Source organism: Erysipelothrix piscisicarius, assembly GCF_003931795.1.
GTDB classification, from domain to species: Bacteria; Bacillota_I; Bacilli_A; order Erysipelotrichales; family Erysipelotrichaceae; genus Erysipelothrix; species Erysipelothrix piscisicarius.
The window spans coordinates 1,617,960-1,633,417 of the sequence record NZ_CP034234.1 but is presented as its reverse complement, the minus strand read 5'-3'; the positions used below and the strand labels follow the sequence as shown (position 1 = coordinate 1,633,417).

Genomic DNA, 15,458 nt, shown 5'->3' with positions numbered 1-15,458 from the left:
TGCGGTTTTTTATGGCTAAGCTAACACGAAAACAAAAAATTGAAATATATGAAAAACGAAAGTTAGGACAATCAGTATGTTCATTAGTAAATGAGTATGGTATTAATAAATCAAGTATTAAATATTTGGTAAGACTTATCGATCAACATGGACCCAATGTTCTAAGACGAAACAAAAATCACTTTTATTCTCATGAATTTAAGTCAGAAGTAATAAATCGGATATTAATGGATGGAGAAAGTACAATAGCTATCGCCATCGAACTTGGATTAAGTTCTGATGGATTGATTTACAATTGATTAAAATTATAAAGAAAACGGCTATAATGTCATAGAACGGAAACGAGGTAAACCATCTATGACAAAACCAACTAAACTGTTAACAGTTAATGATGAACTAAAGGCATTGAAGAAAAACAAGTATTTGGAAGCGGAGAATGAATATTTAAAAATTGAATGCCGTAGTGAAACAAAGGGTGGAGCGCGAAAGAAGAAAACCAGAGTAGTTTCCTTACTACGACAAAATATCCCTTAGAGATTCTTTTAAAATATCCGACTCGCTCGATCTACTTACTACTTCTACGTTTCAAAATTGATTTTGATACCAAAACGACGAACTCATGCAAGAGATTATAGAAATCTATTATGATCACAAAGGACGATATGGTTATCGTAGAATTACTTTAGAACTAAATAATCGAGGAATTCGTGTAAATCACAAGAAAGTCTTGAGACTTATGAATAAATGGGATTACATTCAATCATAAGAAAGAAACGTAAGTATTCTTCATATAAAGGGACAGTGGGAACCATTGTTGAGAATCGAGTTCAAAGAGATTTTGAAGCTGATAAACCCAATCAAAATGGTTTACGGATATCACTGAGTTTAATGTGCAAGGAAGAAAATCTATCTTTCACCAATACTTGATGCATATGGTAGATACATTGTATCTTACAACATATCTACAAGTCCTAATTTGATCAAACTAGAGACGTGCTTCACAAGGCATTTTCTTGTAACGATACGCAAGGAACAATTATTCATTCGGATAGAGGATGGCAATACCAACATCAATTTTATGTGAAAGAATTAGAAGCACATTCGATGATTAGAAGTATGTCAAGAAAGGGAAATAGTATTGATAACGGACTCATGGAGGGCTTTTTTGGGCTACTAAAATCAGAAATGTATTATGACCAAGAACATAAGTATAAAAAGGTAGAAGAATTAGTTGATGCAATTGATGAATATATCGACTCTTATAATAACAAGAGAATTAAGAGCAAACTAAAAGGACTGACCCCTGTTCAATACAGGAATCAATCCTTAAATTTAAAAGATAATTAGCTTGTCCAAAATTTGGGGTTCAGTTCATAGTCGGGTGGGCTCCTTTTATTATACAAAAACAACCGCACCTTGGGTGGTGCGGTTGAGATTTGAATTTAGGAAAGGACAATCTTTTAAAAGATTGTCTTTTTTTAAGCAAATGTCTTTACTATTATACCGTAGGGGGTATAATAGTGTCATAAGGTAAATAACCAAAAGGAGTGTAACAATTATGGCATTACATATAACAGATAAAGATTTTAAAGAACAAACTTCAGAGGGACTTGTATTTGTAGATTTCTTTGCGGAATGGTGTGGACCATGTAAGATGCTCGCACCTGTTATTGATGAGCTTGCAGATAAATATGAAGGCAAAATCAAAGTAGCGAAATTAGACATTGATGAAAACCGTCAAACAGCAACGGAATTTAATGTTATGAGTATTCCGACAATGATCTTGTTTAAAGATGGCGAACCTATTGAAAAAATCAGTGGATTCCAACCAAAACAAGCACTTGAAAAATACTTAGACAGTAAATTATAATTTATAAAGATATTATATAATGTGGCAAGTGCCACATTATATTTTTTAGGAAGGGTATAACTATGTATAAAACTATTATGACCCCCGAATTAGAATCACAACTTGGTCGCAAAGTGCCTTTAAATATAATTGATGTCCGGGATGAATGGGAATATGAAAGCGGTCATATTGATGGCGCAATCAATATTCCACTGGGTGAATTAAACCGTCACTATACCAATCTTTCGAAAGAGATTACGTACCATATTATTTGTCTTACGGGACATCGTTCTCAAGAGGCATCACGTTTTCTTGCGGACAAAGGATATCATGTTGTGAATGTAATGGGTGGTATGTCGATTTATAAGGGAGCGATGTAACAATGACATGTGAAAAACAATTATTAAACCGTTTAAAACGTGCGGAAGGTCAAATACGTGGCGTTACACGTATGCTTGAAGAAGGAGAGAGTTGTCAGGATGTGCTAGTCCAATTGACTGCTGTTCGATCAAGTGTTGATCGTATCATTAAACTCATAGCCGTAGATAACCTCCTTGATTGTGTCGATGAATCGGGTCGTGATCATGAACGGGTTCAAGATGCAATCAACCTTATTGTAAAGTCTCGTTAAAACACATTTAAATACAAAAACAAAAGCACCTATGCAGTAGGTGCTTTTATTTTACATGTTGTATTATTGATTTCATAACGAGTCCAGATCAGTCCGAGAAGGATTAATACGAGAGAAAGTAATTTGTACGGAAGTCCGGCTAAAGGAAGTACAATCACAGAGAATGCAATTCCGATATTCGCAAAAAATGCAATACCACAAGGGGTACACCCGTAGGTAAGAATTCCGAAAAGAATGGATACAAAGCTGAGATTTGCTCCTTTACTTTCGATACCTTTGAGATCTACCATTACTGTGTTTAATACCATCAACAGGCCACTGAGTAGGGCCATGAGTAGATTCATAAACACATTGATAATAACGAGATAAATACCATATCCAAGAATCATCTCACGGTAACTGAGGTTGAAAGAATCGATGAGCGTATAGATTCCTAGAAAGAAAATCGTAAACAACGCAAGTTTCATCAAAGACCTCGGTGACTTTAATTTCTGCAATGCTTCATTAAACATCTTTGTTCACCTCTTATTATTACACAACCATTATACCACAGGGGGTATATATAAAAAGGAATATGCCTCGAATTACTTATGGATTGAATAATATTTGACATCAACACTTTGGGGTGGTATCTTTTTAGAAAGCGCATTCAAATGCAAGGAGTTTTAAGGAGGCGAAATCATGAAATGCGATCAGATTGAGTTGAAGAGTCAGGAAGATGAACTTCCGTGTAGCTCTAAGAAAAAAACAATAAGTATTCCGAAGGTTAGCGGTCATTTTCTAAGTGGATGTTTTGGTAATGACGTAGGTGTAGATAGGCAGTTATGCATTGCTACAAAACCAAGGTATACAGATTGTGATGGGTCGTATAAACATGATTATTCGAAACCAACGAAGTGTTCAATAAAAAAACAATTGGATGAACTTCATGAATGGTGTCAGGGTAAGATATCGGGGCATTTTTCGCCACGCTATCACGTTTTGACGTTTACGCAATTTAATCCTCAAACTAAAACAATAAGTGTACGCAATAATTTTAAGTATCTAAACACGGAACATGCGGTGTTTCGGTCGTGTGTGCTCAAGGATGGGCACAGCATTGAAGGATCAAAGTCAAGTTTCAGCCTGGTTTTAGATGTGGGGGAGACTCAAGAAATAAGTATCGATGTACCAAGTTTTATGAATTTGATGCGATGTATCATCTAAATCTATACGTTATGGACCCTTATACCGATGAAGCGGTATTGTGTCATCAAATACGTCTGCATCATTTGGTAAAGCAAGAAGTAACAATGTCGGAGGAATTTAAACCGCTATCAGTCGTGGAGACACAAACACGTTGCACGGTAACAGGTGAGAAGTTTTCGTTATCGTTTGATAAAGAAACGGGTTTTATGGACTCATGCCGATACGATGGGGATGAAATGCTTTCACGACCGATGTCTTTGTTGTGTAATCGTGGTCCCATGAATTATGAAGACAATGAGCATTGGAATACTTTTACACATGCGTGGGCGCAGGAAGGCGTTAAGTCGTCAGCACAGCATTTTTCTATTGTAGTCGTTAATGATTCAAGAATTCGGATTACAACACGTAGTGTGCTTGTAAATGGGTCTGTGGCCCATACGGTTTATAAGATCTTTGCTGATGGACGTATTTGGGTGCGACAAACCTTTAAACCGGCAAATCACTCAGAACTCTCAATGATTGGAATTGAAATTCCATTAAAGCGTGCTTATGATACCTTGGCGTATTTTGAAAAGGACCCCATGCAAATTATAAAATCTAAACGATGAATTGGGTTTTGCGGTTTATCATGAGTCCCTTTAACAAGAGGTAAGCTCAAAGACATTTCGAAATCATACACAGGTGTTTTGGGCGTCCCTAACGAATGCATCGCGACAAGGACTCATGATTAAGTCTGATCGAGTACCGTTAAATGTTGGGGCACGCAGAGCACTTGATCAAAGTGTGGAATGGATTGTAGCGGTTGATGTAGTTGGATGGCTCTCGAAGCATGATCCGCAATTTCTAGATGTACATCGTGAATATCATTATGAATTTGAATTGATTCCTGTTTTAAAGGGACAAGAAGATGCGTATTATAAAGTAAAAATGATATAAAAAACATGCCGATAAGGTGGAGTAGTAAACTAAAAGTAGACAAGTAAAAAAGACTTGTCTACTTTTTTGTGTAATAATAAAATCAGAGATAAAACGGAGGTATTAATGATGGGAAGACCCAAAGGTGGATTAAATAATAAATGGACTTATGAGGATCGTATTAAAGTCGTTACACGTCATATTGATGAACATATAAGTGCTGCGAAACTATCACAAGTCCTAAAGGAACGATTAATGGTTGGATTGATCGACTCATGCGTGATGGTAAAGAGGGTTTAAAAAACAAGAAAAAGACAGGAAATCATTTTTCTGCGCTTCATACGAGTACATCATTAACTGAGATCGAACGACTTCAACTCGAAATTCTAAAACGAGATATTGAGATTGCACGATTAAAAAAATGGTACCAGGTGAAAGGAGTTGGTGTAAACAAGGAGTTCGTTACTTTAAAAGACAAGAATTCCAAATAGCACATGATTTATCTTTTAAACATCCGATTACGTTCATTCTTAGATTTATGAATTTGAACCGATCTGGTTATTACAAGTGGTTAAAGCATAAGAATGATCTCAATATTTATGAACAAAAAAGAGCGATTCTTAGCTTTGTGATTAAAGACTGGCATCGCCGTTTTCCAAGTTATGGTTATCATGATATCGCTGCAGTCATGAGAAAGCAAAGTGATTTAGGGATTGAATTTTCCGATAATTTAATCCACAAGTGTTGCAAGTTTTTAAATATTAAATCAAAAGTGAAACACTATTCCTATAAAAAACCTGGAACACAAAGTCGAATTTATCCTAATATTATAAAGAATCAATGGAGGCAACCAAACCTTTAGAAATTATTGTTTCAGATATGACACATATTCGAAACAAAGGGATTAATTATGAATGGACTTTAATGGTTGATACCTTTAACAATGAAATTATCAGTTCTGCATTATCGCGTACAACTGGTGATCCTAAGCCTTACTACAAGTGTCTCGAGGATCTCCTTGCGCTACTTAAGGATAATAAAAAAACAGCTCCCACGATTCTTCACACAGATCAAGGAGCTGTCTACCACTCTAAAGCTTTCGCTAAAGCGCATGAAAATTATAACATAATTAGATCTATGTCGCGAGCTGGAACACCTACAGATAATCCAATTATCGAATCATTAAATGGATGGATTAAAGCAGAAATGGCGTGTGATTATCAATACTGGTCCGTAGATAACTTTGAAAATTTTATCGAAGAATATGTACATTATTTCAATTTTGAAAGACCTGCTTACTGTTTAAATTACAAAACCCCTATCCAATATAAAATGGATAAGGGTTTCTAGTCTTTTATTAATGTCTACTTTTGTTTGACAACTCCACCGATAAGGCATGTTTTATTTTTCTAAGGCTTTGAATGCTCTCCAACTTCCTTCCGGAAGAAGAATTGCTTCATGAAACCGAACATCATGATCTTTAAGGTTATAGAAGTAAACACCGAGCTCTACGGTTTCACCATTTTCTTTGGTAATGGTAGAGGGGATGCGCTTATACTCATCATCATCACGGCCATTAAACCCTTCCATTGCATCAATATCATCGATGATAAGACTGAGGTCTTTGACTGTAATGATTTCACCCCAAACCTTTGTGTCGCCTTCTTGAAGAAGCGCGGGATATCCTTTATAAGGCATATCGTACAAGGTTCCAAGAACATATGCTTTTTCAATTGAAACAACATGTCCATCGACATATTTATTATAATTAAAAAACCCTTCCATTAAAGATCCATAAACAAACATTTGATTATTCATTAGCTAATTGCGCCACCTTGAATCTTATGATCTTCTTTAACGGTTACAGCTGTTGCGATACACACTTCTAAACCTTTAGCGATTTGTTCTAAGGTTAAACTTGGTACAGTAGGCTTGTCCATAACTTGTTGTGTTGCGAAAGGAACATGAATAAATCCACCACGAACATTAGAATATTTTTTATCAACAAGATAAAGCAATCCGTACATCAGGTGATTGCATACAAAGGTACCCGCAGTGTTCGAAACACTTGCAGGAATTGATGCTTGTTTCATATTCTCAACCATTGCTTTGATTGGCAAGGTAGCGAAATAGGCTGCTTTACCATCTTCAAAGATTGTTTCATCAATAGGTTGATTCCCTTCGTTGTCTTTGATGCGTGCATCATCTTGGTTGATGGCTACACGTTCTGGTGTAACCCCAAAACGATTTCCAGCTTGACCAACACAGATGACAATGTCAGGTTGATGTTTAGCCATCGCTTCATCTAATACCTCAACCGATTTGTTGAAGACGGTTGGAACTTCGAGTTTAAGTACTTCGGCCCCTTCGATTGTATCAGGGAGTAATTTAACTGCTTCATAAGCAGGATTCATTTTTTCCCCACCAAATGGATCAAAACCTGTAATTAAAACTTTCATAGATACGTCCTCCTTCAATAATTAATTAGAAAGCTAAGAAATACATCAAGAAGATATGGATTACGAGCATAATAAGAGCCATAGGTGCTTGATATTTAATAATACAATATTGTGTGTCTCAAGTAAAGCAGCCGGAACAATATTGAAGTTCGCAGCCATGGGTGTAAGTAAAGTACCACAGAACCCTGCTGTCATTGCAAGCGCACCTGCAATGAGTGGGTTTGCACCTTGAGCAAATACAAATGGAAGCCCAATTCCAATTGTAATAACGGTAAATGCCGCAAACGCATTTCCCATAATAATAGTAAAGATGGCCATACCAACACAGTAAGCAACAACACCTGCAAAGATGTTTCCATTAGGAATAAAGCTACCAAGTAGTGTTGCGATAAGATTTCCGACACCTGCAGTTGTGAAGACAACGCCAAGCGCTGAAAGTAATTGTGGCAAGATGCTGAATGAACCCATTGTACGCATGAGACGCGTTGCATCATTGACGACCCCTTTAGGTTTTGTTTTTGTAATAATAAAGGTTGCGATTAATCCACATGCTGCAGATAATCCAATTGCAATATACCCTAAAACACCAGCACTAACACCGGGTGCAATTTTGGGTAATACAAAGGAGAATAAGAATGCTCCAATTGCAATAAATACAGAAGGAATAAAGATTTTAAATCCAATTCGATCTGATTGTTCATCACGGAAATCTTGAGAAATTTGCTCAATATCTCCAATATTAACCGTCTTCATAAATGAAAGAACTCCAAGTGCTAAGACAAGTAATCCATTAATATTATTAGGAATATATTTACCTAACATAAATAGTACGGCTAAAATAATCCAAAATGATGCGGCACCGTATTTACGGTTATCATCAATATTGCGGTATGCTGAAATCGCTGTAGCGATAAAAATACATCCGACAATCATATACCACATTTCTAAGAATAATTCCCAAAAATTTGCTGTCATAATTATTTAGCCCCTTTCTTAATGCGGCGATCTAACAGAACTGTTTGAACGCCTCCAAGTACTAGAGCAATTACAAAGACTGGAACGCTCCAAAGTGCAATGCCTTGGTGTGTTACGTCATAACCTTGTTCAACCAGTGTTTCAACAATTAAGATAACACCACTTGCATAAGGAAATAAGTTTTGACCAAAGAAGTTCCCATAGTTTTCAGCGGCAGCAGCCCCTGCTTTAATTTCTTCTTCCTCGGCAACCGTAAGTGCAGAACCTTTTTCTTGAATTCCAGCACCTTCAGCCATTGGATGAATGAGTGGACGGACAAATTGTGGATGTCCTCCTAAACGTAATGCGCCAGCAGCGGCAGCTTGACGAATTAGTTGGTAAACCCAAATTACACGTCCTGCTGTAAGAACTTTCATTTTTTGAATTAGTTTTACAGCTTGTTCTTTTAATCCATAACGTTCACATACCCCAACTACTGGTAACGTTAGGACAAAGATTGTTAAACCACGGGACTTAACAAAGTTAGAACCCAATGTTTCTAAAATCTCGACAAAGTTCATACCACCAATTAACGCGGTAACAACGGCAGCGACTAAAACAACAGCGATTGAATCAATTTTCATTGCAAATCCAACAACAATAATAAGTACTCCAACTAGGAGCCAAAGATTAACAGTATCGACCATACACTTCTCCTCTCGTATAGATTTAACTATACGTAAGATTATAAAATGAAACAGGATTCATTACAACTATAAGACGTCGGTATTTTTATGATTGAAGCCATCAACTTCCAAAAACCAACTTATTTTCATGAATATATGCGATAAAAATTAATCACAAATCAAAGAATTGAGGCTTTAAACAGGGAGTATTTAACGGTTTCAGCGATTTTCAGAGTGGAATGCGTGATAAACTGAAAAAATTAATCAAAATAAATGTAAGAAATCGAAAAACGCGCGTTTGCACACATGATTTTCACGTTTCAATCACATATAAATGATATGATTTATTAGATAAAAAAGAAGTGTTTTACACTACGTATGAATTGCGTATGATAAAATATTTTTATTGATAAGAAAGAGGTGTTCGACATTAACGAGAAACAAATTAATGAGACAGAAGAAGTAGTAGAAAAGGAAGTAAGAGAGCCTGAATTTTCACGACATGATTTTGGCTGGGAAAGTCTTGCTTCTGTGGAAACGTCTCGACAAAACCAATTAATTTCAGAAGTATACAGTGTTATGAGTACAGGGGATGATGAACGCATTGAGTTTGTCAAGAAAGAGTGGGAATCTTTATCAGAAGAAGGAATCGATGAAGATTTGGAAGAAAGATTTAAAGCAGCACTTGATCAATACGAACATCGTCAAGAACGACTTGAAAGTGCACGTGCAATTAAAAAAGACTTGATTGAACAAGCTGATCAATTAAAAAAATCTACAGACTGGAATAAAACTGCAGTTAAATTACAAGAACTTCAAAAACAATGGAAAGAAGCAGGGTTTGCAGGTCAAGATGTTGATCAAGAACTTTGGGAAAAATTCCGTGCAATTAATGATGAGTTCTTTGATGCTCGCAGTGCTCATTTCGAAGAGATGACATTGCTTCGTAAAGATGCGAAAGCATTGAAAGAAGCCTTAATTGAAGAAGTCGAAGCCATTAAAGATTCAACGGAATTGAAAGAAACATCCGATGCAATGCGTGACTTAATGACACGTTGGAAAGAAGCTGGCTTTGCGGGACGTGAACATGAAGACCGTCTATGGGAAGTGTTTAATGGTCATCGTCAAAGTTTCTATCAAAAGCAACGTGAATTCTTTGACGGATTGCGTGCAGAACAAGATAGTGCTCGTGAGAAAAAAGAAGTGATTATTGGAAAAGCAAAAGCGCTCGTGGAATCATTTAATGATGCAACGACACGCGAAAATATGGAAGCGTTGTTTAATGAATGGAAAGAGGCAGGTCATAGTGGACGTGATCATGAGCCAAAACTATGGGATACCTTTAGAAGCATTCAAGACGATTTCTATGCACGCATAAAAAATCGCGATTTTAATCAACAAGAATCCCGTCGTCATGAAATTGAAGAAGAACTTGAACTTCTTGATGTACGTTGTGATGCTTTAGAAGAACTCCACGAAAAAATTAAAATTAAGATTGCGAGTCTAGAGGGACAAGCACAAACCAATGATTCTGAAACGTTACAAGAAGAAATTGCGGGTCTTAAAAACAACTATGAAGAAAATGAAGCAAAGCTCGATGAATATGTTCGTGAACAAGCAAAACTTCAAAACGAATTAAATCGGATCTTCTAGGATTAACCACTCTTGCATGAGTGGTTTTTTTATGGTCTAATAAACATGAAAAGAGGATTCTATGAAAAATAAATTAATGAAAGCAACGTTAGTTTTTCTTTGTGCATTTTTAGGATTTGCAGGGGGTCATATGGCCCAAAAATTATCTTTTACCTACAGTATGGGGCCCCTTAATATTTTTCTCGCTTCAATGGGGTTTATCATACTCAGTTTTGTCATTCATATTGTGATGCATGAAACCGGTCATCTTATTTTTTTTTGGACGCATCACCGGTTATCAATTTATCTTGATCCGTTTTTTTTCCATTGCTTTGATTAAAACGGATCAGGGTTATCAATTAAAGTCGTTAAATATTCCAGGAACAGCAGGGCAATGTTTAATGATGCCACCCAAAACGATGAATGAACCATTTCCAACGCAACTTTATAATCTAGGCGGAATTATTACCAATGGCGTGATTGCTTTAGTGTCCTTAGGTGTACTCTTGGTTCCCTATATGCAAATATTCCTAACATTACTCATCTTACTTGGGATTTTCGCAATTCTAGTTAATGGGCTCATCATGGAAGATACACCCAACGATGGTTATAATGCTTCATTATTGAGACATCGACCAGAATTGCGTCCTTATTTCTGGTTACAACTCTATGTTATTGGCATGCAGGCACTTGGAAAAGGGTATGATGAACTTGATCCTCATCTCCTTCAATCAATTCCACTTCGTGATTGCGACAATCCGATTGGACTCACAGCACAGCTTATTTATATCGAATCGCTATCATCAAATCGTGAACGTATTGCGGCATATGAAGCTCTTCAAGAAATGAATATGATTCCACTTCAAAAAGTTTTGGTTGAGATTGATCATGCTTCGTGTTTGATGTTGGAAGGAGAAATCGTCTAACCGACCCCCATGATGAATACAATTGTAAAGAAAATAAAGGGCAATCCGGATTGTCTTAAGTTTGAGTATTTAAAAGCGGTTGTGGTTGATAAAAACCCAGAACGTGGTGCTCATATCCTTGCTACATTTTTAAAGGATACGAAACATTACCCTTATCGTCATGATGTAGAATTAATCTATAAAGAACTCATGGATTTCGAAGCGAAACAAAACCATGGAAATGTTTGAGAAAATGATTCGCGGGGAGATGTATCGAAGTGATGATCCAACCTTAATGCAACTGAATTTAAAGGCATTGACGTGTACGATTCGAGCCAACTTGGAACCGAGCGGAGCGCTAAGATCAGAAATCTATCGTGAGATTTTAGGAACAGCTCCGGAAACCTTTTGTATTTGTCCGGGATTTGCGTGCGATTATGGTATAAATATCCATCTGGGTAATCATTTTTTTGCGAATCATAACTGTGTGATGTTGGATGTCTGCGAGATCCGATTTGGAGATCATTGTATGTGCGGACCAAACGTACAGATTTATACTGCAACACATCCAATCGATCCTACACAGCGTAATTCTGGGTGGGAGTATGGAAAACCGGTAACAATTGGAAATAATGTCTGGTTGGGCGGTAGTTGTGTGATTTTACCTGGTGTTTCATTGGGAAATAATGTCGTGGTTGGTGCGGGTTCAGTTGTGACACAAAGTTTTGGTGATAATGTCGTCATTGCGGGAAATCCCGAGAAAATCATTCAAACGAATGCATATTAAAAAAGTCCGTATTCGGACTTTTTTAATATGCAGGTTCTTCAAAATATTGTTTTCCAATCTCATTAAAATAAAACTGTTGATATTCTTTGTCGTTTAAGAGGGAATCAATATACCGATGTAAATCGTCTACCTCATTTTTTTGATGAATGCTCATGCAGGATTCATAATTTGTATAAAATCCATTTTTTGTAAAGTTCAACGAACCGATAAATGCGATATCATCCACAAGATACAGCTTCGTATGAAGTTTTTGATAACGATTTGTTTTCCAAATTGCGATGGGCATTTTAGGTTCGTAACCATAACTATAAATAGGGGTTTTATGAACTCGATCAAAGTATTTAAAATTTGCAGCGAATAGCAAGATGACTACACTGATTTCAAACCAAAAACCGACACTACCTTTAAGCGTTATGGCATGAGCCAAAATGATGAAATTAACAAAACACCATCCAAGAGCAATCAAACGACCCATCCGTTTTTTTCGAAGTGCATCATCACTTTGAGTACGCGTTTGAGTAAAGAGGGAACGCGCTAATTCTTGATTTGCTTTTTGACCTTGTTTATAATCCCAGGTAAATACTAAACCTGTTGTAATACCTGATTGATGTTGCTGAATCAACTTCTCGACATATTCCTTATTAACATAAGGGGATACAATTTTAATTGTATGTTTGCTTTGATTAAATCGGGCCATAATTTCTTTTCCGGCACCTTTACCAATATAAAGATCGCCATCGACACGATTTAAATTTAAATGATTAGACACAATAAATCTCCTTTAGTAACGATACACATCATAATTAAGGAACGAAATACTTACAAGATTACGCGTTCAATCGCACAAGAAACGGGTACTAAAAGGGCAAAAATTGCGATAGATTCAATAAAAAAGCCATCATACGATGGCTTTATGTTTAACACGTTTAAGTAGTTTTTGTGCATCAATTATATCGAATTCATTCGCATCGATATAAAGGAGATTGGATAACGTCTCTGTTTCAGTAAAATCTAATTTTGGACGGATCCGTTTCAGTGCTTTTTCAATTCTATGAATTTGATCAAAGGGATCCAATGCATCATTTGTTATTATCTCTTTACAAACAATATAATGGTAGAGCAATTCCATCTGATCTCGTTTTGGAAACAATTCGAGTAAAACCGTTTGAATCATCGCTTTCTGTTGATCGCCTCGTGGAAAGATTTTCTTCTGATAGTTTGCGCGATCGTGTTCGAGGACTTCTTTAGGACGAAAATTAAAGCAATCCTCAATACTCATGGTATCACTTCCTTTTAATCTATTATATCACGCTTCAACGCCTTATAATGCTTTCTCAATTTTTTTAGAGCCCAGTCATAGTGGGATGAAGTGCCACTAATAAAATAGGCACCTAATGTTGTTGTTTTGGTGAAAGGATAAACCTTACGATCAAACAGGGATTCTTGGGAATGTTGAGGAATTAACGCTACAATTTCTGTGTGTGTTTTTTTGAGTTCTTGAAGCGCCGCTTCCAAAGATGTGTTTTGATATGCTTCCCAAATTTTTTGATTGAGTTCAGGGGTCGTTTTCCATGTATATCCTTTTGCAGGGATATCTGGCATTCCGTTTTCAACGACACCAACCTGGTACCATCCAGCGAGCATCTTATGCCACTCAATAAGATGACATAAAACATCGCGTAAATTTCGATCTCGATCCTCAAGTACAAATGTCGCATGACGTTCTTGCTCGCTTAAGGCATCGATATAGCTCATGAGTTTATTGAAATTTAGGTTTGCTGCTTCTAGTAGTGCTTCTTTTGTTTGTGGCCGTGCCATTATGATTCTCCTTTTAGTTATTCGAGATCTAGGATTGCATTATTCCGGTCCATAATAACATGTTTAACGGATCCGTCAAGATACTTCTCAACACATGTTGCAAGGTGTTGAGTAGCCTTTTCTAAATCGTCACGACGTGTTGGATCGACACACTCAATAATTAAGAATGCATTCGTTGTGTCATCTGTTAACATGGTTCGTTGACCATCACGCCAATTCCAACAACGACAGACCGCACCAACATCATCAACGTATGCGATTTCGCCAGGGAGGGTATTGTCAGGTTCCAAATCGCCAAGTGCTATAAAGTGATCATCACCTTGAGTTTTTATTAACTGTAACGAACCTACAAAGGTATCGATGTCTTCTCCACCGCAAGGAAGGCCATAAGTCAGCGAGATTCCATTATATATCGACAAGGGGATTAATTGATCCAACCCCATTTCCCTTTGAGACACGCTTTAATAAAGCCTCAATCGATACACGTGCTCCTTTCTTGGTTTTAAATTTTTGATACGCATCACGCCAAACTGCAATGACATCATTTTGACTCAAAACATCTTCGGTAAGATACTTGTGAGCGTCATGATGACTCGCTTCAAGAAATTTAGTAATTGCATTCATAGATTCAGGGTTGATATCCTTGTTTCGGACATTGTGTGCGAGCACAATCCCAAAACAAGCGTCACGAAATAAAGACCAAAAATCATCGGATATAATAAATTGTTTCATGGAAGTACCTTCTTTCTATATGCTTATTATAGTACACCGGTGCGAGGGTGTGGTTGTAAATGTGATGAAAAAAGAAAAACCATGTTCTAAAACGGCTCAAAATAAAAAAACTTGATCGTGTATCAAGTTTTTCACTTAGAGATAAGCGTGCATTAGAGCATAAGCACGAGGAACCTTTTGGAGAAGGTTTTGTGTGAGTGCGTCAAGATCTTCGAAGTTCGGATGCGTCTCCAAATCGATTGAGACAATAAACCACTGAGGCATCTCCTTTAAACTATTCAAGGGGGACGCTTTAAAGACATCCCAATATTTTTTTTTGAATCAGTTTTGTTCGTCCCATAAGCCAAAGCTCAAACTTCATTTCTTGATGATTTAAGATAAGGCCTAACTTTAAACCCTTTGAACGAAGAAAACCATCATCGAAATAAAAATAGGTGTAATCAAGATAGCCATTCAGGACAGATTTCGCTGTGAATGAATCAAGTTTGAAATTGCGCTGAATCACACTCATTGTGTCAATTAGAAATTTATACGTTGAAGGTATGTCGTTTTTATTGATGCTTTCTTGGTATCTAAGGATTCGTTGGTTGATCGAAAGTTTCATTGTGCTCTCCTTTTCACCAACTATAACAAATTCTTATTTTGAAAACAATTAGAGACCATTCCGGCATAAAAAAGTCATTACCGAAGTAATGACTGTGATTTAATAATTGGTGCGGGCGAGAGGACTCGAACCTCCATGCCGAAGCGCTAGATCCTAAGTCTAGTGTGTCTGCCAATTTCACCACGCCCGCGTATTCACTTTGTATTGCTAATAGATTATAACAAGCCATTTCTAAGAAAGCAATGCCCAAATTCAATAAAAATTAAAAAAGATTAAAAAAATAAAAAAAAGCGGTTAA

26 protein-coding genes, 1 tRNA gene and 2 pseudogenes are annotated in these 15,458 nt (G+C 36.7%); 16 read left to right on the top strand and 13 right to left on the bottom strand.

Going from position 1 to position 15,458, the window contains the following annotated elements; translation table 11 throughout:
- Positions 1-11 precede the first annotated feature (11 nt).
- The 4 genes and pseudogenes from EEI45_RS08070 to EEI45_RS08055 all read left to right on the top strand — a co-directional run bounded on the left by EEI45_RS08070 (position 12) and on the right by EEI45_RS08055 (position 2,480).
- Positions 12-1,347, top strand: a pseudogene (locus EEI45_RS08070) (IS3 family transposase).
- Between the two features lie 211 nt (positions 1,348-1,558).
- Positions 1,559-1,870, top strand: a complete 312-nt coding sequence (gene trxA, locus EEI45_RS08065; RefSeq protein WP_125164832.1) for a thioredoxin — start codon at positions 1,559-1,561, stop codon at positions 1,868-1,870.
- Positions 1,871-1,932: 62 nt separating this feature from the next.
- Positions 1,933-2,229, top strand: a complete 297-nt coding sequence (locus tag EEI45_RS08060; RefSeq protein ID WP_125164831.1) for a rhodanese-like domain-containing protein — start codon at positions 1,933-1,935, stop codon at positions 2,227-2,229.
- Positions 2,230-2,231: 2 nt separating this feature from the next.
- A complete protein-coding gene (locus tag EEI45_RS08055; RefSeq protein ID WP_003775485.1) occupies positions 2,232-2,480 on the top strand; it encodes a metal-sensitive transcriptional regulator in 249 nt (82 codons plus the stop codon).
- 29 nt (positions 2,481-2,509) lie between these two features.
- Here EEI45_RS08055 and EEI45_RS08050 read toward each other — a convergent pair whose 3' ends face one another.
- Entirely contained in the window at positions 2,510-2,992 is a 483-nt protein-coding gene (locus EEI45_RS08050) for a hypothetical protein (protein WP_125164830.1), read from the bottom strand.
- Between the two features lie 169 nt (positions 2,993-3,161).
- On the opposite strand from EEI45_RS08050, the gene EEI45_RS09720 reads away from it, so the two are divergent.
- From EEI45_RS09720 to EEI45_RS08035, 7 genes are all read left to right on the top strand, one after another.
- Positions 3,162-3,686, top strand: coding sequence for a hypothetical protein (locus tag EEI45_RS09720; protein WP_228410345.1), 525 nt, complete (start codon positions 3,162-3,164; stop codon positions 3,684-3,686).
- Complete coding sequence (locus EEI45_RS09715) at positions 3,674-4,276, top strand: beta-galactosidase small subunit-related protein (RefSeq protein WP_228410344.1); 603 nt, start codon at positions 3,674-3,676, stop codon at positions 4,274-4,276. Before EEI45_RS09720 ends, EEI45_RS09715 begins: the two co-directional genes overlap by 13 nt.
- 115 nt (positions 4,277-4,391) lie before the next feature.
- Positions 4,392-4,604: a hypothetical protein gene (locus EEI45_RS09710; RefSeq protein ID WP_228410343.1), complete on the top strand. Its 213-nt coding sequence runs from the start codon at positions 4,392-4,394 to the stop codon at positions 4,602-4,604.
- Between the two features lie 105 nt (positions 4,605-4,709).
- Complete coding sequence (locus tag EEI45_RS08610) at positions 4,710-4,883, top strand: hypothetical protein (protein ID WP_164503737.1); 174 nt, start codon at positions 4,710-4,712, stop codon at positions 4,881-4,883.
- The gene (locus tag EEI45_RS08040) at positions 4,859-5,074 is read left to right on the top strand and encodes an ArsR family transcriptional regulator (RefSeq protein ID WP_125164829.1); all 216 of its coding nucleotides are present in this window, start codon (positions 4,859-4,861) and stop codon (positions 5,072-5,074) included. The genes EEI45_RS08610 and EEI45_RS08040 overlap by 25 nt, the downstream gene beginning before the upstream one ends.
- A gap of 47 nt (positions 5,075-5,121) precedes the next feature.
- Positions 5,122-5,445, top strand: a complete 324-nt coding sequence (locus EEI45_RS09705; protein ID WP_228410258.1) for a hypothetical protein — start codon at positions 5,122-5,124, stop codon at positions 5,443-5,445.
- Entirely contained in the window at positions 5,424-5,933 is a 510-nt protein-coding gene (locus EEI45_RS08035; RefSeq protein WP_228410283.1) for a DDE-type integrase/transposase/recombinase, read from the top strand. The genes EEI45_RS09705 and EEI45_RS08035 overlap by 22 nt, the downstream gene beginning before the upstream one ends.
- A gap of 51 nt (positions 5,934-5,984) precedes the next feature.
- Here the strand turns inward: EEI45_RS08035 and EEI45_RS08030 are convergent, their stop codons facing one another.
- The 4 genes and pseudogenes from EEI45_RS08030 to EEI45_RS08015 form a co-directional block, all read right to left on the bottom strand.
- Complete coding sequence (locus EEI45_RS08030) at positions 5,985-6,401, bottom strand: gamma-glutamylcyclotransferase family protein (RefSeq protein WP_125164828.1); 417 nt, start codon at positions 6,399-6,401, stop codon at positions 5,985-5,987.
- Positions 6,401-7,042: a pyroglutamyl-peptidase I gene (gene pcp / locus EEI45_RS08025; RefSeq protein WP_125164827.1), complete on the bottom strand. Its 642-nt coding sequence runs from the start codon at positions 7,040-7,042 to the stop codon at positions 6,401-6,403. Before pcp ends, EEI45_RS08030 begins: the two co-directional genes overlap by 1 nt.
- Before the next feature lie 25 nt (positions 7,043-7,067).
- Positions 7,068-7,975, bottom strand: a pseudogene (locus tag EEI45_RS08020) (DUF979 domain-containing protein).
- Between the two features lie 44 nt (positions 7,976-8,019).
- Positions 8,020-8,703: a DUF969 domain-containing protein gene (locus EEI45_RS08015; RefSeq protein ID WP_125164826.1), complete on the bottom strand. Its 684-nt coding sequence runs from the start codon at positions 8,701-8,703 to the stop codon at positions 8,020-8,022.
- A 399-nt stretch (positions 8,704-9,102) separates the two neighbouring features.
- Between EEI45_RS08015 and EEI45_RS08010 the strand changes: the two genes are divergently transcribed.
- The 5 genes from EEI45_RS08010 to EEI45_RS08000 all read left to right on the top strand — a co-directional run bounded on the left by EEI45_RS08010 (position 9,103) and on the right by EEI45_RS08000 (position 12,006).
- The gene (locus EEI45_RS08010; protein WP_125164825.1) at positions 9,103-10,335 is read left to right on the top strand and encodes a DUF349 domain-containing protein; all 1,233 of its coding nucleotides are present in this window, start codon (positions 9,103-9,105) and stop codon (positions 10,333-10,335) included.
- Positions 10,336-10,396: 61 nt separating this feature from the next.
- On the top strand, positions 10,397-10,654 hold the full coding sequence (locus EEI45_RS09700) for a hypothetical protein (protein WP_228410342.1): 258 nt from the start codon (positions 10,397-10,399) through the stop codon (positions 10,652-10,654).
- Positions 10,623-11,240, top strand: coding sequence for a hypothetical protein (locus tag EEI45_RS09695; protein WP_228410341.1), 618 nt, complete (start codon positions 10,623-10,625; stop codon positions 11,238-11,240). The genes EEI45_RS09700 and EEI45_RS09695 overlap by 32 nt, the downstream gene beginning before the upstream one ends.
- A gap of 12 nt (positions 11,241-11,252) precedes the next feature.
- The gene (locus tag EEI45_RS09690; protein WP_228410340.1) at positions 11,253-11,468 is read left to right on the top strand and encodes a hypothetical protein; all 216 of its coding nucleotides are present in this window, start codon (positions 11,253-11,255) and stop codon (positions 11,466-11,468) included.
- Entirely contained in the window at positions 11,461-12,006 is a 546-nt protein-coding gene (locus EEI45_RS08000) for a sugar O-acetyltransferase (RefSeq protein ID WP_323368220.1), read from the top strand. Before EEI45_RS09690 ends, EEI45_RS08000 begins: the two co-directional genes overlap by 8 nt.
- Before the next feature lie 22 nt (positions 12,007-12,028).
- On the opposite strand, the gene EEI45_RS07995 is transcribed toward EEI45_RS08000, so the two are convergent.
- The 8 genes from EEI45_RS07995 to EEI45_RS07970 all read right to left on the bottom strand — a co-directional run bounded on the left by EEI45_RS07995 (position 12,029) and on the right by EEI45_RS07970 (position 15,350).
- Positions 12,029-12,775 (bottom strand): phospholipase D-like domain-containing protein, encoded by a 747-nt coding sequence (locus tag EEI45_RS07995; RefSeq protein ID WP_125164823.1) that lies wholly within the window; start codon positions 12,773-12,775, stop codon positions 12,029-12,031.
- Positions 12,776-12,904: 129 nt separating this feature from the next.
- The gene (locus EEI45_RS07990) at positions 12,905-13,285 is read right to left on the bottom strand and encodes a hypothetical protein (protein WP_125164822.1); all 381 of its coding nucleotides are present in this window, start codon (positions 13,283-13,285) and stop codon (positions 12,905-12,907) included.
- A 14-nt stretch (positions 13,286-13,299) separates the two neighbouring features.
- The gene (locus EEI45_RS07985) at positions 13,300-13,824 is read right to left on the bottom strand and encodes a ClbS/DfsB family four-helix bundle protein (RefSeq protein ID WP_125164821.1); all 525 of its coding nucleotides are present in this window, start codon (positions 13,822-13,824) and stop codon (positions 13,300-13,302) included.
- A 17-nt stretch (positions 13,825-13,841) separates the two neighbouring features.
- On the bottom strand, positions 13,842-14,261 hold the full coding sequence (locus EEI45_RS09685) for a B3/B4 domain-containing protein (protein ID WP_228410339.1): 420 nt from the start codon (positions 14,259-14,261) through the stop codon (positions 13,842-13,844).
- Positions 14,230-14,556, bottom strand: coding sequence for a hypothetical protein (locus EEI45_RS09680; protein WP_228410338.1), 327 nt, complete (start codon positions 14,554-14,556; stop codon positions 14,230-14,232). The genes EEI45_RS09685 and EEI45_RS09680 overlap by 32 nt, the downstream gene beginning before the upstream one ends.
- 135 nt (positions 14,557-14,691) lie before the next feature.
- Complete coding sequence (locus EEI45_RS10120; RefSeq protein WP_407644016.1) at positions 14,692-14,820, bottom strand: hypothetical protein; 129 nt, start codon at positions 14,818-14,820, stop codon at positions 14,692-14,694.
- A gap of 28 nt (positions 14,821-14,848) precedes the next feature.
- Positions 14,849-15,160 (bottom strand): DUF7000 family protein, encoded by a 312-nt coding sequence (locus EEI45_RS07975; protein ID WP_228410337.1) that lies wholly within the window; start codon positions 15,158-15,160, stop codon positions 14,849-14,851.
- Between the two features lie 107 nt (positions 15,161-15,267).
- Positions 15,268-15,350 (bottom strand) — tRNA-Leu (locus EEI45_RS07970).
- Positions 15,351-15,458: the final 108 nt, after the last annotated feature.

What these genes read in the sequence shown, in the direction of transcription:
- trxA (WP_125164832.1), top strand. Translation starts at nt 1,559, where the DNA reads ATGGCATTACATATAACAGATAAAGATTTTAAAGAACAAACTTCAGAG.
- EEI45_RS08060 (WP_125164831.1), top strand. Translation starts at nt 1,933, where the DNA reads ATGTATAAAACTATTATGACCCCCGAATTAGAATCACAACTTGGTCGC.
- EEI45_RS08055 (WP_003775485.1), top strand. Translation starts at nt 2,232, where the DNA reads ATGACATGTGAAAAACAATTATTAAACCGTTTAAAACGTGCGGAAGGT.
- EEI45_RS08050 (WP_125164830.1), bottom strand. Translation starts at nt 2,992, where the DNA reads ATGTTTAATGAAGCATTGCAGAAATTAAAGTCACCGAGGTCTTTGATG.
- EEI45_RS09720 (WP_228410345.1), top strand. Translation starts at nt 3,162, where the DNA reads ATGAAATGCGATCAGATTGAGTTGAAGAGTCAGGAAGATGAACTTCCG.
- EEI45_RS09715 (WP_228410344.1), top strand. Translation starts at nt 3,674, where the DNA reads ATGTATCATCTAAATCTATACGTTATGGACCCTTATACCGATGAAGCG.
- EEI45_RS09710 (WP_228410343.1), top strand. Translation starts at nt 4,392, where the DNA reads ATGATTAAGTCTGATCGAGTACCGTTAAATGTTGGGGCACGCAGAGCA.
- EEI45_RS08610 (WP_164503737.1), top strand. Translation starts at nt 4,710, where the DNA reads ATGATGGGAAGACCCAAAGGTGGATTAAATAATAAATGGACTTATGAG.
- EEI45_RS08040 (WP_125164829.1), top strand. Translation starts at nt 4,859, where the DNA reads ATGCGTGATGGTAAAGAGGGTTTAAAAAACAAGAAAAAGACAGGAAAT.
- EEI45_RS09705 (WP_228410258.1), top strand. Translation starts at nt 5,122, where the DNA reads ATGAATTTGAACCGATCTGGTTATTACAAGTGGTTAAAGCATAAGAAT.
- EEI45_RS08035 (WP_228410283.1), top strand. Translation starts at nt 5,424, where the DNA reads ATGGAGGCAACCAAACCTTTAGAAATTATTGTTTCAGATATGACACAT.
- EEI45_RS08030 (WP_125164828.1), bottom strand. Translation starts at nt 6,401, where the DNA reads ATGAATAATCAAATGTTTGTTTATGGATCTTTAATGGAAGGGTTTTTT.
- pcp (WP_125164827.1), bottom strand. Translation starts at nt 7,042, where the DNA reads ATGAAAGTTTTAATTACAGGTTTTGATCCATTTGGTGGGGAAAAAATG.
- EEI45_RS08015 (WP_125164826.1), bottom strand. Translation starts at nt 8,703, where the DNA reads ATGGTCGATACTGTTAATCTTTGGCTCCTAGTTGGAGTACTTATTATT.
- EEI45_RS09700 (WP_228410342.1), top strand. Translation starts at nt 10,397, where the DNA reads ATGAAAAATAAATTAATGAAAGCAACGTTAGTTTTTCTTTGTGCATTT.
- EEI45_RS09690 (WP_228410340.1), top strand. Translation starts at nt 11,253, where the DNA reads ATGAATACAATTGTAAAGAAAATAAAGGGCAATCCGGATTGTCTTAAG.
- EEI45_RS08000 (WP_323368220.1), top strand. Translation starts at nt 11,461, where the DNA reads ATGTTTGAGAAAATGATTCGCGGGGAGATGTATCGAAGTGATGATCCA.
- EEI45_RS07990 (WP_125164822.1), bottom strand. Translation starts at nt 13,285, where the DNA reads ATGAGTATTGAGGATTGCTTTAATTTTCGTCCTAAAGAAGTCCTCGAA.
- EEI45_RS07985 (WP_125164821.1), bottom strand. Translation starts at nt 13,824, where the DNA reads ATGGCACGGCCACAAACAAAAGAAGCACTACTAGAAGCAGCAAACCTA.
- EEI45_RS09680 (WP_228410338.1), bottom strand. Translation starts at nt 14,556, where the DNA reads ATGAAACAATTTATTATATCCGATGATTTTTGGTCTTTATTTCGTGAC.
- EEI45_RS10120 (WP_407644016.1), bottom strand. Translation starts at nt 14,820, where the DNA reads ATGCCTCAGTGGTTTATTGTCTCAATCGATTTGGAGACGCATCCGAAC.
- EEI45_RS07975 (WP_228410337.1), bottom strand. Translation starts at nt 15,160, where the DNA reads ATGAAACTTTCGATCAACCAACGAATCCTTAGATACCAAGAAAGCATC.